The organism is Thermomonas flagellata (assembly GCF_022419185.1).
GTDB classification, from domain to species: Bacteria; Pseudomonadota; Gammaproteobacteria; order Xanthomonadales; family Xanthomonadaceae; genus Thermomonas; species Thermomonas flagellata.
In genome coordinates this window covers 1-14174 of sequence record NZ_JAJOZK010000007.1, presented here as the reverse complement: position 1 = coordinate 14174, position 14174 = coordinate 1, and the positions used below count along the sequence as shown (strand labels likewise).

The following is a 14174-nucleotide window of genomic DNA, read 5'->3' as shown; positions in this document are numbered from 1 at the left end:
TCAGGCCGCATCGTCCGCGGCCTCCAGCACGCGCCCGATCCCGGCCTCGGCGATCGCCGCGCACAGCGCCTCCAGCGGCAGCGGCAGCGGGTCTAGCCCGATCCGGAAGTGCAGCTCGCCGGCCGGGGTGCGCGAGGAATGGATCGAAGCGAGGTTGACCCCGAGCCGCTCGAACACCGCCAGCAGGCGGCGCAGCGCGCCGGGCCGGTCCTCGGGCAGGAACACGCTGACGTAGCGCGGGCTGCGCAGGTCGGCCTGGAGGTCGCCGAGGCGGTCGAAGTCGTGGCTCAGCCGGGCCAGCCGCGTGCCGCCCAAGGCCGCGGCCGGCGCCGCCAGGAAGCGTGCGGCCAGCGCCGCGCGCGCGGCATCGTCGCCGCGCGCGACCTGCGCGCGCAGGTCGGCCAGCGCCTGCGCCAGCCGCTCCAGCACCGCCGCCACGTGCGGGTTGTCGAACTGGATGTCGGTGTAGATCGCCGGGTTGCCGGCGAGGATGCGCCCGGTCACGGTCAGGTCGAGGGCGTGGCCCACGGTGCCGAGCGCATCCAGCAGCGCCAGCCCGCCGGCCTCGTCGGCGAGCGCGGCCAGCACCTCGGCCTGCGCCATGTGGCTGGCATGCACCAGGCCCTGCACCAGCGCCATCGCGCGGTCGTGCGCGGCCGGATCGACCGTGACCACGCGCGCGCCGGTGGCCTGCAGGAACTGTTCCAGCCACGCCTCCCAGCGCTGGGTGCGGGCGCGGCAGACGGCGAGCGTGCGCCCGTGCAAGGTCGCGATCTTGGGCGGCGCGGCCATCGGATGCAGCCCGGCGACCTCGGCCCGGCTGCTGAGCATGGCCGCCACCGGCGCCTGCTTGATCGAGGTCAGGTCCAGCCACAGCGCACCGGCCTCGCGGCCGCCCGCGGCCTGCGCGGTGGCGGCGATGATCGCCGCGGCCTGCCGGATCGGCACGCTGAACACCAGCACCTGGCAGCGCGCGGCCAACTCGCCCGGCGGCGGCGAGCCCGGTTCGGCCGGGTCGCTGCCGAGCACCGCCAGCCCCATGCGCTCGCGGAAGAAGCGCGCCAGCCAGCGGCCGTAGGCGCCGGCATGGCCGACGATGCCGACTGTCGGCGGGCGGCCGTCCGCGCCGGGCAGGGGCGAGGGCAGGTTCATTCCGGGTCGTAGTCCAGGTGCGAAGCGAGCCAGCGCTCGGCCTGCGCCAGCGGCACGCCCTTGCGGCGGGCGTAGTCCTCCACCTGCTCGCGCCCGAGCCGGCCGACCACGAAATACTGGCTGCGCGGATGGCTGAAGTAGTAGCCGCAGACCGCGGCGGTCGGCAGCATCGCGAAGCTCTCGGTCAGGCGCAGGCCGGCATGGCGCTCGGCGTCCAGCAGTGCGAACAGGGTCGCCTTCTCGCTGTGGTCGGGGCAGGCCGGATAGCCCGGCGCGGGGCGGATGCCGCGGTAGCGCTCGGCGATCAGCGCGGCGTTGTCGAGCGCTTCGTCGGCGGCGTAGCCCCAGAACTCGGTGCGCACGCGCTGGTGCAGGCGCTCCGCCAGCGCCTCGGCCAGGCGGTCGGCCAGCGCCTTGAGCAGGATGGCCGAGTAGTCGTCGTGGGCCGCCTCGAAGCGCGCCACGTGCGCTTCGATGCCGTGCCCGGCGGTGACCGCGAACGCGCCGATCCAGTCCTGCACGCCGCTGTCCTGCGGGGCGATGAAGTCGGCCAGGCAGAAGTCCGGGCGCTCGCGCGGCTTGTCCACCTGTTGGCGCAGGAAGTGCAGCCGGTGCGCGCGGCCGTCGGCCTGCAGCACGACGTCGTCGCCGACGCTGTTGGCCGGCCACAAACCGAACACCGCGTGCGCGGTGAGCCAGCGTTCGCGCACGATCTGCTCCAGCATCGCGCGCGCGTCGCGGTACAGCGCGCGCGCCTGCGCGCCGACCACCGCATCGTCGAGGATCGCCGGGAACCGCCCGGCCAGTTCCCAGGCCTGGAAGAACGGGGTCCAGTCGATGTAGTCCACCAGCTCGGCCAGCGGATAGTCGGCCAGCACGTGCAGGCCGGGCCGGCGCGGCGCCGGCGGGGCATAGCTGTCCCAGCCGCCGTCGAAGCGCTGCGCGCGCGCCTGCGCCAGCGGCGCCAGGCGCTGGCCGTCGCGCTGGCGGTGGCGGGCGCGGATCTGCGCGTACTCGGCCTCGTTGGCGGCCACGAACGCCGGCCGCAGCGCGGGCGACAGCAGCGACTGCGCGACCCCGACCGCGCGCGAGGCGTCCTTCACCCACACCGTCGGCGCGGCATAGTGCGGCGCGATCTTGAGCGCGGTGTGCGCGCGCGAGGTGGTGGCGCCGCCGATCAGCAGCGGCAGCGCAAAGCCCTGGCGCTGCAACTCGCGGGCGACGTGGCCCATTTCCTCCAGCGAGGGGGTGATCAGCCCGGACAGCCCGATCATGTCGGCGCCGACGCTGCGCGCGGTGTCGAGGATGGTCTGTGCCGGCACCATCACCCCGAGGTCGACCACTTCGAAGTTGTTACAGGCCAGCACCACCCCGACGATGTTCTTGCCGATGTCGTGCACGTCGCCCTTGACCGTGGCCAGCACGATCCGGCCGTTGCTGCGCCCGGCCTCGCCGCCCTGCTGCTTCTCCGCCTCGATGTAGGGCAGCAGGTAGGCCACCGCCTTCTTCATCACCCGCGCCGACTTCACCACCTGCGGCAGGAACAGCTTGCCGGCGCCGAACAGGTCGCCGACTACGTTCATGCCGGCCATCAGCGGGCCTTCGATCACCTCCAGCGGGCGCGCCGCGGCCTGCCGCGCCTCCTCGGTGTCCTGCTCTACGTACTGGTCGATTCCATGCACCAGCGCGTGCGCCAGCCGCGCCGCCACCGGCAACGTGCGCCAGGCCAGGTCCTCGGTTTTCTTCTCGCCCTTTTTCTTCCTGTAGTCGTCGGCGATCGCCAGCAGGCGCTCGGTGGCGTCCGCGCGGCGGTTGAGCACCACGTCCTCGACCCGCTCGCGCAGCACCGGGTCGAGCTCGTCGTAGATCGGCAGTGCGCCGGCGTTGACGATGCCCATGTCCATCCCGGCGCGGATGGCGTGGTACAGGAACACCGCATGGATCGCCTGCCGCACCGGCTCGTTGCCGCGGAACGCGAAGGAGACGTTGGACACCCCGCCGGACACATGGCAGTGCGGGAAGCGGCGGCGCAGCTCGCGGGTGGCCTCGATGAACGCCACCGCGTAGTCGTCGTGCTCGGGGATGCCGGTGGCGACCGCGAACACGTTGGGGTCGAAGATGATGTCCTCGGGCGGGATGCCGACTTCCGCGGTGAGCAGCCCGTAGGCGCGGGTGCAGATCTCTATCTTGCGCGCGGTGGTGTCGGCCTGGCCGGCCTCGTCGAAGGCCATCACCACCACCGCCGCGCCGTAGCGGCGCACCAGCCTGGCCTGGCGCAGGAACTCGGCCTCGCCCTCCTTGAGCGAGATCGAGTTGACGATGCCCTTGCCCTGCAGGCACTGCAGGCCGGCCTCGATCACCTCCCACTTGGAGGAATCCACCATCACCGGGACCCGCGCGATGTCCGGTTCGGCAGCGATCAGGTTGAGGAACTCCACCATCGCCCGCTTCGAGTCCAGCAGGCCCTCGTCCATGTTGACGTCGAGCACCTGGGCGCCGTTCTCCACCTGCTGGCGCGCCACTGCGACCGCTTCGTCGTAGCGGCCCTCGCGGATCAGCTTCCTGAACTGGGCGCTGCCGGTGACGTTGGTGCGCTCGCCGACGTTGACGAAGTTCGTCTGCGGGGTGAGGACCAGCGGCTCCAGCCCGGCCAGGCGGGTGTGGCGGAGCAGGCGGGTCATGCCGGTTCCAGCATGGGCACGCGCCGCGGCGGCAGGCCGTGCACCGCCGCCGCGATCGCGCGGATGTGCTCGGGGGTGGTGCCGCAGCAGCCGCCGACGATGTTCAGCAGCCCGGCCTCGGCGAAGCCGCGCAGGGTGGTGGCCATGTCCTCCGGGGTCTCGTCGTAGCCGCCGAAGGCATTCGGCAGCCCGGCGTTGGGATGGGTGCTGACGTGGGCATCGGCGACCTGCGCCAGCACGTCCACATGCGCGCGCAGCTCGCGCGCGCCGAGCGCGCAGTTCAGCCCGATCGCGAGCGGCTCGGCATGCCGCAGCGAGTACCAGAACGCCTCCGCGGTCTGCCCGGACAGGGTCCTCCCGGAGGCATCGGTGATCGTGCCGGACACCATCACCGGCAGGCGCGCGCCGGCCTCGGCGAACACGTCGTCGATCGCGAACAGCGCGGCCTTGGCGTTCAGGGTGTCGAACACGGTCTCGACCATCAGCAGGTCGGCGCCGCCCTCGAGCAGCCCGCGCGCGGCATCGCGGTAGGCCGCGGCGAGCTCGGCGAAGGTGATCGCGCGGAAGCCGGGGCGGTTCACGTCCGGGCTGATCGAGGCGGTGCGGTTGGTCGGCCCGAGCACGCCGACCGCGAAGCGCGGCCGGCCGGGGTCGCGCGCCTCGGCGGCATCGCACTCGGCGCGCGCCAGGCGTGCGCCTTCGCGGTTGAGTTCGCGCGCGAGGTGGGACAGGCCGTAGTCGGCCAGCGCCACCGCGGTGGAATTGAAGGTGTTGGTCTCGATCAGGTCGGCGCCGGCGTCCAGGTAGGCGCGGTGGATGCCGCGGATCAGGTCGGGGCGGGTGAGGCTGAGCAGGTCGTTGTTGCCGCGCTGGTCGTGGCCCTGGCAGCCGCAGCCGGGGCCGTGCGCATGCGCGTGCGCCGCCCACAGGCGGTCGTAGCCCTCGGCGAAGCGCTCGCCGCGGTAGTCGGCCTCGCCCAGGCCGTGCTGCTGGATCATGGTGCCCATCGCCCCGTCCAGCACCAGGATGCGGGCCTTGAGCGCGGCGTGCAGCGCGGCCACCCGCGCCGGATCGCGCCAGGGCAGGGTGTTCACCGGCATGCGTTCCTCACGGCTTCACCGCGATCAGCGAGATCACCTCGAAATGCGGCGGGCGGCGCTCGCGGGTGACCGACTCCACCGGGCCCGGGCGCAGGCCGGCGCGCTCGGCGAACTGGCGCAGCTGGCGCGCGCCGAAGCCGAGGTTGAGGTGGCCATAGGCCTCGACCACGCTGCGGTGCTCGTGGCGGGCCAGGCTGGACAGCAGCAGGCGCCCGCCGGGGCGCAGCACGCGCGCGGCCTCGGCCACCGCCTGCGCCGGCTTGGCGGCGTAGGTCAGTGCGTGCATCAGCACCACCAGGTCGAAGCCGGCGTCGGCGAACGGCAGCGCGTGCATGTCGCCCTCGCGCACCTCGACGTTGGGATAGCGGCGCAGGCGCTCGCGCGCCGCCGCCACCACCCGCGGGCTGGCGTCCACGCACACGTAGCGCCCGGCGTGCGGGGCCAGCAGTTCGGCCAGCACGCCGTCGCCGGAGGCGATGTCGAGCACGTCCCCGGGCTGCAGCAGCGGCAGCGCGCTGCGCGCCAGCGCCTCCCAGGTGCGGCCCGGCGAGTAGTGGCGCTCCATGTCGCCGGCCACGCTGTCGGCCCAGTTCTGGTCGGCTGCCCGCATCGCCAGCACCGCCGGCACCCGTTCGGCGTCCTGGCGCAGCAGCGGGTCGTCGCTGCCGGTGCTGATCGACTGCCACAGCGCGCGCTGCGCCGGATCCAGCGCGTCCTCGTCGAAGCGGTAGTAGGCCGAGACCCCGGCGCGGCGGTCACGCACCAGCCCCGCCTCCTTGAGCTTGGCCAGGTGGGTGGACACCCGCGGCTGCGCCAACTGGGTGATCGCCGACAGCTCCGCCACGGTCAGCTCCTCGCGTGCCAACAGCGCCAGCAGGCGCACCCGGGTGGCATCGGCGAACACCTTGAGCCGGCTCGACCAGCCTTCCAGATCCATTTTCATCTTTCCATCGCGATTTAAAGATAAGTTTCGGCGGCGGCCGCAGCCGCGGTCAAGCACCGGCGCGAGAAGACCAGCCGCGGCTGCGGGTTCGCCGCGGGGCAGGGTTACAATTGCAAGCATCGCCCAGGCAGCGGAGCAGCAGCGTGGAATTCGGATTCACCGACGAACAGCGCATGATCCAGGACGTGGCGCGCCGGATCGCGCAGGAGAAGATCGCCCCCAGCGCCGAGCACTACGACCGCACCGGCGAGTTCCCGCTCGAGAACATCCGCACCCTCGGCGAGAACGGCCTGATGGGGATCGAGGTGCCGGCCGAGTACGGCGGCGCCGGGATGGATCCGATCAGCTACGTGCTGGCCATGATCGAGGTGGCGGCCGCGGACGCCGCGCACAGCACGATCATGTCGGTCAACAACTCGCTGTTCTGCAACGGCATCCTCACCTTCGGCAGCGAGGCGCAGAAGCAGAAGTATGTGCGCGCGATTGCGGAAGGCCGCGAGATCGGCGCGTTCGCGCTGACCGAGCCGCAGTCCGGCTCGGACGCCACCGCGATGCGCTGCCGCGCGGTGAAGCAGGCCGACGGCCGCTTCGTGGTCAACGGCAAGAAGAGCTGGATCACCTCCGGCCCGGTCGCCAAGTACATCGTGCTGTTCGCGATGAGCGACCCCGACAAGGGCGCGCGCGGCATCACCGCGTTCCTGATCGACACCGAGCGCGCCGGCTTCCACCGCGGCAAGACCGAGCCCAAGCTCGGCATCCGCGCCTCCGCCACCTGCGAGATCGAGTTCACCGACTACGTGGTGGAGGCCGACGAGGTGCTGGGCGAGGAGGGCCAGGGCTTCAAGATCGCGATGGGCGTGCTGGACGCCGGCCGCATCGGCATCGCCAGCCAGGCCATCGGCATCGCCCGCGCCGCGTACGAGGCCACCCTGGCCTACGTCAGGGACCGCAAGGCCTTCGGCCAGCCGATCGGCGCGTTCCAGATGACCCAGGCCAAGATCGCCGACATGAAGTGCAAGCTGGACGCGGCGCTGCTGCTGACGCTGCGCGCGGCGTGGCTGAAGGGGCAGGGCCAGCGCTTCACCACCGAGGCCTCGGTGGCCAAGCTCACCGCCTCGGAGGCGGCGATGTGGATCACCCACCAGGCGCTGCAGATCCACGGCGGCATGGGCTATTCCAAGGAGATGCCGATCGAGCGCTACTTCCGCGACGCCAAGATCACCGAGATCTACGAAGGCACCAGCGAGATCCAGCGGCTGGTGATCGCCCGCAACGAGACCGGGCTGCGCTGACCTACGACCCCCGTCCGGCCGCGCCCCTCGCGCGGCCGGCGTCCTTCCAAGGCCCCCACCGATGAGCAAGCAGACCCGCCCCGGCGATCCCGCCTTCCTCCGCGCCATCCTGTCCGCCCTCGCCGAGCAGTTGCCCGCACCCGAGCGCGCCGAGGCGGAGGCCTTCGCGCGTGCGTTCTACCGGCGGATGGACGCCGAGGAGTACGCCCTGCACCCGGCCGCCGACTGGGCGGCGCTGGCGCGCGACATGCTCGCGTTCGTGCGCAGCCGCCGCCGCGGCGCGGCCAAGGTGCGCCTGTTCAACCCGACCCGCGCCGGGCACGGCTGGGAATCGCCGCACACCGTGCTGCAGATCGCCAACGACGACATGCCGTTCCTGGTGGACTCGGTGAGCATGGCCCTGGCCGAGCGCGGGATCGGGGTGCACGTGCTCGGGCACCCGGTGATGCGCCTGCAGCGCGACAAGGCCGGCCGCCTGCAGGCGGTCGGCGAGGGCGCGCCGGAATCGCTGATGCACCTGGAGCTGGACCGCCAGCCGGCCTCCGCGCTGCCGGCGCTGAAGGCAGCGATCGAGGCGGTGCTGGCCGACGTGCGCGCGATCGTCGAGGACTGGGAGCCGATGCGCGCGCGCATGCAGCAGCTCGCCGAGGACCTCGGCCGCCGCCTGCTGCCGGTCGATGCCGACACCCGCCGCGAGCTGCAGGAATTCCTGCGCTGGGCCGCGGACGACCATTTCACCTTCCTCGGCTACCGCGAGTACCGGGTCGAGAAGCGCGGCCGCCAGGCGGTATTGGTGGCCGACCCGGAGAGCGGCCTCGGCCTGCTGCGCGCGGCGCCCTCCACCCCGCGCCCGCTGGACGCGCTCGCCGGCAGCGGCAGCGGCGCCCAGGACGTGCTGATCCTGACCAAGACCAACGCGCGCGCCACCGTGCACCGGCGCGGCTACATGGATTACATCGGGGTGCTGCAGTACGACGCCAAGGGCCGCGCGGTCGGCGAGCAGCGCTTCCTCGGCCTGTACACCTCCAGCGCCTACCGCCGCCGCCCGTGGGACATCCCGCTGGTGCGCCAGCGCCACGAGCACGTGATGCAGCAGTCCGGGCTGGACCCGGCCAGCCACAGCGGCAAGGCCCTGCGCCACATCCTGGAGACCCTGCCGCGCGACGAGCTGTTCCAGTCCAGCCGCGAGGAGCTGGCGCAGACCGCGCTCGGCATCCTCGGGCTGCAGGAACGGGTGCGCAGCCGCCTGTTCGTGCGCCGCGACCGCTACGGCCGCCACTACTCGGCGCTGGCCTACGTGCCGCGCGACCGCATGAGCACACAGGTGCGGCAGCGGATCGAGGCGATGCTGCGCGACGCGCTCGGCGGCGGCCAGGTGGACACCACCGTGCAGATCGGCGAATCCCCGCTGGCGCAGCTGCACATGGTGGTGCGCCCGCCGCAGGGCGCCGCGGTCGAGCCCGACCTCGGCGCGCTCGAGGCGCAGCTGGCCGAGATCGTGCGCGACTGGCGCGACGGCCTGCGCGAGCAGCTGGTGGCCCGCCACGGCGAGGAAGCCGGGCTGCGCCTGCTGGAGCGCTACGGCCGCGCGCTGCCGGCCGGCTACATCGAGGAGGTCAGCCCGGAGGTCGCCGCCGACGACGTCGAGCACCTGGCCGCGCTGGCCGGCGCCGACGACCTGCGGCGCGCGCTGTACCGCCGCCGCGACGGCGGGCTGCGCTTCAAGCTGTACCGGCGCGACGACGACATCCCGCTGTCGGACGCGCTGCCGATGATGGAGAACATGGGCCTGCGGGTGATCTCCGAGCACCCGTACCGGGTCGAGGCCGACGGCGAGGTCGCCTACATCCAGGACTTCGAGGTCGAGCCGATGTTCGCCGCCGGCTTCGACGTGGAGGCGGTCGACGACACCTTCGAGGAGGCGTTCGCGCGGGTCTGGCGCGGCGAGGCCGAGAACGACGGCTTCAACCGCCTGGTTCTGGGCGCCGGCCTGTCCTGGCGCCAGGTCGCGGTGCTGCGCGCCTACTGCAAGTACCTGCTGCAGGTCGGGGTGCCGTTCTCGCAGAGCTACATGGAGGCCACCCTGGCGCGCTATCCGCTGCTGGCGCGCCTGCTGATCGAACTGTTCGAGGCGCGCTTCGACCCGGCGACCGGGCAGGAGAGCGCGGCCGAGATCGAGCAGGGCATGCAGCGCTTCGGTGCCCAGCTACAGGCGCTGGCCGCCGGCGACGAGGCGGCGATGGCGGCCCTGCGCGCGCTGGTCGCGGCGCGCCGGCAGGACCGCGCGCAGCAGGTCGAAGCCGCGCGCGGCGCCCTGCTCGGGCTGCTCGACCGGGTCGCCAGCCTCGACGAGGACCGCATCCTGCGCAGCTTCATCGGGGTGATCGACGCCACCCTGCGCACCAACTACTACATCGACTACCCCGGCGGCCGCCGCAAGGACGGCGGCCCGGCCGACTACCTCGCGTTCAAGCTGGATTCGGCGCGCGTGCCGGACCTGCCCAAGCCGCGCCCGTACCGCGAGATCTGGGTGTGCGGCCCGCGCGTGGAGGGCATCCACCTGCGCTTCGGGCCGGTCGCGCGCGGCGGCCTGCGCTGGTCCGACCGCCGCGAGGACTTCCGCACCGAGGTGCTGGGCCTGGTCAAGGCGCAGATGGTGAAGAACACCGTGATCGTGCCGGTCGGCAGCAAGGGCGGGTTCTACTGCAAGCAGCTGCCCGACCCGGCGCAGGACCGCGAGGCCTGGTTCGCCGAGGGCGTGGCCTGCTACCAGCGCTTCATCAACGGCCTGCTCGACCTCACCGACAACCTGTCCGCCGACGGCAAGGTGCTGCCGCCGGCCGGGGTGGTGCGCCACGACGGCGACGACCCGTACCTGGTGGTGGCGGCCGACAAGGGCACCGCGACCTTCTCCGACATCGCCAACGGCATCGCCCAGGCGCACGGTTTCTGGCTGGACGACGCGTTCGCCTCCGGCGGCTCGGTCGGCTACGACCACAAGGGCATGGGCATCACCGCGCGCGGCGCGTGGGAGTCGGTCAAGCGCCACTTCCGCGCGCTCGGCCGCGACTGCCAGAACGAGGATTTCACCGTGGTCGGCATCGGCGACATGTCCGGCGACGTGTTCGGCAACGGCATGCTGCTCAGCCGCCACATCCGGCTCGTGGCCGCGTTCGACCACCGCCACGTGTTCGTGGACCCGGATCCGGATGCCGAGCGCTCGTTCCGCGAGCGCGAGCGCCTGTTCCGGCTGCCGCGCTCGTCCTGGGACGACTACGACAAGTCCCTGATCAGCGCCGGCGGCGGGGTGTGGCCGCGCAGCGCCAAGTCGATCCCGGTCTCGCCGCAGATGCGGCAGGCGCTGGGGATCGCCGGCGAGGTGCACGCGCTCAGCCCGACCGAGCTGATCAGCGCGATCCTGCGCGCGCCGGTGGACCTGCTGTGGAACGGCGGCATCGGCACCTACGTCAAGTCCAGCCGCGAGAGCCACGCCGATGTCGGCGACCGCGCCAACAACGCGCTGCGGGTGGACGGCTGCCAGCTGCGCTGCAAGGTGGTGGGCGAGGGCGGCAACCTCGGCCTGACCCAGCTCGGGCGGGTCGAGGCGGCGCTGCACGGGGTGCTGCTCAACACCGACTTCATCGACAACTCGGCCGGGGTGGACACCTCCGACCACGAGGTCAACATCAAGATCCTGCTCAATGGCGAGGTGCAGAAGAAGCGCCTGAAGCTGGCCGAGCGCAACAAGCTGCTGGCGGCGATGACCGACGAGGTCGCGCAGCTGGTGCTCAACGACAACTACCGCCAGAACCAGGCGCTGAGCTTGATGGAGCGCATGAGCACCACCCGGCTCGGCTCCAAGCAGCACTTCATCCGCACCCTGGAGGCGCAGGGCCTGCTCGACCGCCAGATCGAGTACCTGCCAAGCGACGCCGAGATCGCCGAGCGCAAGGCGCGCGGGCAGGGCCTGACCCGGCCGGAGCTGGCGGTGCTGCTGTCCTATTCCAAGCTGGTCGCGTACCAGCAACTGCTCGATTCCGACGTGCCCGAGGACCCCTACCTGTCCAAGGAGCTGGAGCGCTATTTCCCGCAGCCGCTGCAGAAGAAGTACGCCGCCGCGATGCAGCAGCACCGGCTCAAGCGCGAGATCATCGCCACCGCGGTGACCAACTCCACGATCAACCGCATGGGCGCCACCTTCCTGCTGCGCATGCAGGAGGACAGCGGACGCACCCCGGGCGAGGTGGCCAAGGCCTACACCATCACCCGCGAGACGCTGGATGCGCGCGAGCTGTGGGCGCAGATCGACGCGCTCGACGGCAAGGTCGCCGAGTCGGTGCAGGTGGATGCCCTGCAGGTGATCTGGGAGCTGCAGCGCAGCTTCACCCGCTGGCTGCTGGCGCGCCCGGGCGCGATCCCGGACATCGCCACCGCGGTCGAGCGCTATCACGACGGCTTCCGCGACATCCGCGCCGGCGCCGGCATCCTGCCGGACTCGCAGCGGCCGGCGTACGAGGCCAGCCGCCGCCACTGGCGCGAGGTCGGGGTGCCGGACGCGCTGGCCGACCAGCTGGCGGCGCTGCCCTACCTGGATGCCAGCCCGGACATCATCGAGCTGGCGCGCGAGCGCCGGTTGCGCGCGGTCGAGGTGGCCAAGGTCTACTTCCGCCTCGGCGACGCCCTGCGCCTGCCGTGGCTGCGCGCGCAGATCGAGGCGCTGAACGTGGAGGGCCGCTGGCACGCGGTCGCGCGCGGCGTGCTGCGCGACGAACTGGCGGCGCAGATGCGCGTCCTCACCGGCCAGGTCCTGCAGATGCCGGGCAAGGACGCGGATGCCAAGGTCGGCGCGTGGATGGCGCGTGACGACCAGAGCCTGCGCTTCACCCTGGCCATGCTGGCGGAGCTGGCGGCGCAGAAGACCCTCGACTACCCGATCGCCTCGGTCGCGGTGCAGCGGCTGGCCCAGCTGGCCAGCCGCGGCTGAGCCGCCGGGCGGCGCAGCGCCGTCGCGGCCGGCTGCCGCGGCGGCGCGATCGCGGGTAAGCTCGGCGCATGGACCGCCCGCGCCTGGCCTTCCTCGCCAGCCCGACCGACGATGCCCGCGCCGCGCAGGCGGCGCTGGCCGCGCGCCATGGCCACGTGCCGCCGGAGGAGGCCGAGGTGCTGGTCGCCCTCGGCGGCGACGGCTTCATGCTGCAGACCCTGCACCGCCACGGCGCGCTCGGGCGGCCGGTGTACGGCATGAAGCTCGGCACGGTCGGGTTCCTGATGAACCACTACCGGCCCGAGGACGACCTGCTGGCGCGCATCGCGGCGGCCGAGCCAGCGGTGCTGCATCCGCTGGAGATGCTGGCGCAGACCGAGTCCGGCGCCAGCGTCGGCTCGCTCGCCTACAACGAGGTCTCGCTGCTGCGCCAGACCCGGCAGGCCGCGCACCTGGGCATCGAGCTCAACGGCCAGCGCCGGCTGGACGAGCTGATCTGCGACGGGGTGATGGTGGCCACCCCGGCCGGCAGCACCGCCTACAACTTCTCCGCCGGCGGCCCGATCCTGCCGCTCGGCGCCAACGTGATGGCGCTGACCCCGATCGCGCCGTTCCGCCCGCGGCGCTGGCGCGGCGCGGTGCTCAAGTCGGGCACCGAAGTGCGTTTCCGCGTGCTCGACCCGCACAAGCGCCCGGTCAGCGCCACCGCGGACTCGCACGAGGTGCGCGACGTGATCGAAGTCAGCGTGCGCGAATGCCGCCAGCGCCGCGTGACCCTGCTGTTCGACCCCGAGCACAACCTCGAGGAGCGCATCCTCAGCGAGCAGTTCATGAGCTGAGGGCCGGGCGGCCGGTCCCGCGCGGCCGCCAGAACAGAGCCGCGCGCCGCCACCGTACCGCCGGCATGCAACGTCCGCGGGGGCGCCCGGCACGGGCTTGCGTGCGCCGGCGACAGCCGCGCCGGCATCCGGCACACTGGCGGCATGGACGACCGCATCCCCCCGCCGCTGGTGGTGGCGATCACCACCCGCGCGCTGTTCCACATGGAGGACAGCCACGCGCTGTTCGAGCAGCAGGGCATCGAGGCCTTCGCCGAGTACCAGCGCCGGCACGAGGACGTGCCGCTGGAGCCGGGGATCGCCTTCCCGCTGGTGCGCAAGCTCCTGGCGCTGAACCGGCTCAACCCGGCGCACGCGCCGCAGGTGGAGGTGATCCTGCTGTCGCGCAATTCCGCGGACACCGGCCTGCGGGTGTTCAATTCGATCCAGCACCACGGGCTGGACATCCGGCGCGCGACCTTCACCTCCGGCGAGCCGGTCTGGCCCTATATCCGCCCGTTCGGCGCGCAGCTGTTCCTGTCGGCCAACCCGGACTCGGTGCGCGCGGCGCTGGAGGCCGGGGTGGCGGCGGCCACCATCCTGCCGGCGCGCGCCGGCGAGCCGCGCCACGACCAGCTGCGGATCGCCTTCGACGGCGATGCGGTGCTGTTCGGCGACGAGAGCGAGCGGGTCTCGCGCGAGCAGGGGGTGGAGGCGTTCGGCCGCCACGAGCGCGAGCGCGCGCGCGAGCCGCTGTCGGGCGGGCCGTTCCGCGGGTTCCTGGCCGCGCTGCATGACCTGCAGGCGGCGTTCCCGGCCGGGGAGGCGGCGCCGATCCGCACCGCGCTGGTCACCGCGCGCTCGGCCCCGGCGCACGAGCGGGTGATCCGCACCCTGCGCGAATGGGGGGTGCGCCTGGACGAGGCGCTGTTCCTCGGCGGCCGCGACAAGGGGCCGTTCCTGGAAGCGTTCGGCGCGGACATCTTCTTCGATGATTCGCCGCACAACATCGCCTCCGCGCGCCGGCACGTCGCCGCCGGGCACGTCCCGCACGGGGTGGCGAATTCCTGAGCCGGCCGGCGCGCCTTGTATCTTTCAGCCCGCGGACCGGCTCGGGCAGCCCGAGCGGCCTCTGGGCCAGTGAATGAAGCCCGCGACTGAGCACTGGGTGCCTGTGCCGGACCGTCCTTTCTTGCAGCCCGAA

Annotated in this window: 8 protein-coding genes; 4 read left to right on the top strand and 4 right to left on the bottom strand. The window is 72.6% G+C overall.

The window, feature by feature from the left end; genetic code table 11:
• Genes ML340_RS07735 through ML340_RS07720 form a run of 4 tightly spaced genes read right to left on the bottom strand, consistent with a single transcriptional unit; the run spans window position 1 to window position 5870 of the window.
• Window positions 1–1152, bottom strand: coding sequence for a prephenate dehydrogenase (locus ML340_RS07735; protein ID WP_240098389.1), 1152 nt, complete (start codon window positions 1150–1152; stop codon window positions 1–3).
• On the bottom strand, window positions 1149–3833 hold the full coding sequence (gene metH, locus ML340_RS07730; RefSeq protein WP_240098388.1) for a methionine synthase: 2685 nt from the start codon (window positions 3831–3833) through the stop codon (window positions 1149–1151). Before metH ends, ML340_RS07735 begins: the two co-directional genes overlap by 4 nt.
• Window positions 3830–4933, bottom strand: a complete 1104-nt coding sequence (locus ML340_RS07725) for a homocysteine S-methyltransferase family protein (RefSeq protein ID WP_240098387.1) — start codon at window positions 4931–4933, stop codon at window positions 3830–3832. The genes metH and ML340_RS07725 overlap by 4 nt, the downstream gene beginning before the upstream one ends.
• Before the next feature lie 7 nt (window positions 4934–4940).
• Window positions 4941–5870: an ArsR/SmtB family transcription factor gene (locus tag ML340_RS07720; protein ID WP_240098664.1), complete on the bottom strand. Its 930-nt coding sequence runs from the start codon at window positions 5868–5870 to the stop codon at window positions 4941–4943.
• 149 nt (window positions 5871–6019) lie between these two features.
• On the opposite strand from ML340_RS07720, the gene ML340_RS07715 reads away from it, so the two are divergent.
• The 4 genes from ML340_RS07715 (at window position 6020) to ML340_RS07700 (ending at window position 14041) form a co-directional block, all read left to right on the top strand.
• Window positions 6020–7168, top strand: a complete 1149-nt coding sequence (locus tag ML340_RS07715; RefSeq protein WP_240098385.1) for an acyl-CoA dehydrogenase family protein — start codon at window positions 6020–6022, stop codon at window positions 7166–7168.
• Between the two features lie 61 nt (window positions 7169–7229).
• Entirely contained in the window at window positions 7230–12152 is a 4923-nt protein-coding gene (locus ML340_RS07710) for an NAD-glutamate dehydrogenase (protein ID WP_240098383.1), read from the top strand.
• A 68-nt stretch (window positions 12153–12220) separates the two neighbouring features.
• Entirely contained in the window at window positions 12221–12991 is a 771-nt protein-coding gene (locus ML340_RS07705) for an NAD kinase (RefSeq protein WP_240098381.1), read from the top strand.
• 144 nt (window positions 12992–13135) lie between these two features.
• Window positions 13136–14041, top strand: a complete 906-nt coding sequence (locus ML340_RS07700) for a 5'-nucleotidase (protein ID WP_240098379.1) — start codon at window positions 13136–13138, stop codon at window positions 14039–14041.
• The last annotated feature ends 133 nt before the right edge of the window (window positions 14042–14174 follow it).

Bases quoted from the DNA above. Each gene is read 5' to 3' on its own strand.
- ML340_RS07735 (WP_240098389.1), bottom strand. From the start codon at position 1,152: ATGAACCTGCCCTCGCCCCTGCCCGGCGCGGACGGCCGCCCGCCGACA.
- metH (WP_240098388.1), bottom strand. From the start codon at position 3,833: ATGACCCGCCTGCTCCGCCACACCCGCCTGGCCGGGCTGGAGCCGCTG.
- ML340_RS07725 (WP_240098387.1), bottom strand. From the start codon at position 4,933: ATGCCGGTGAACACCCTGCCCTGGCGCGATCCGGCGCGGGTGGCCGCG.
- ML340_RS07720 (WP_240098664.1), bottom strand. From the start codon at position 5,870: ATGGATCTGGAAGGCTGGTCGAGCCGGCTCAAGGTGTTCGCCGATGCC.
- ML340_RS07710 (WP_240098383.1), top strand. From the start codon at position 7,230: ATGAGCAAGCAGACCCGCCCCGGCGATCCCGCCTTCCTCCGCGCCATC.
- ML340_RS07705 (WP_240098381.1), top strand. From the start codon at position 12,221: ATGGACCGCCCGCGCCTGGCCTTCCTCGCCAGCCCGACCGACGATGCC.
- ML340_RS07700 (WP_240098379.1), top strand. From the start codon at position 13,136: ATGGACGACCGCATCCCCCCGCCGCTGGTGGTGGCGATCACCACCCGC.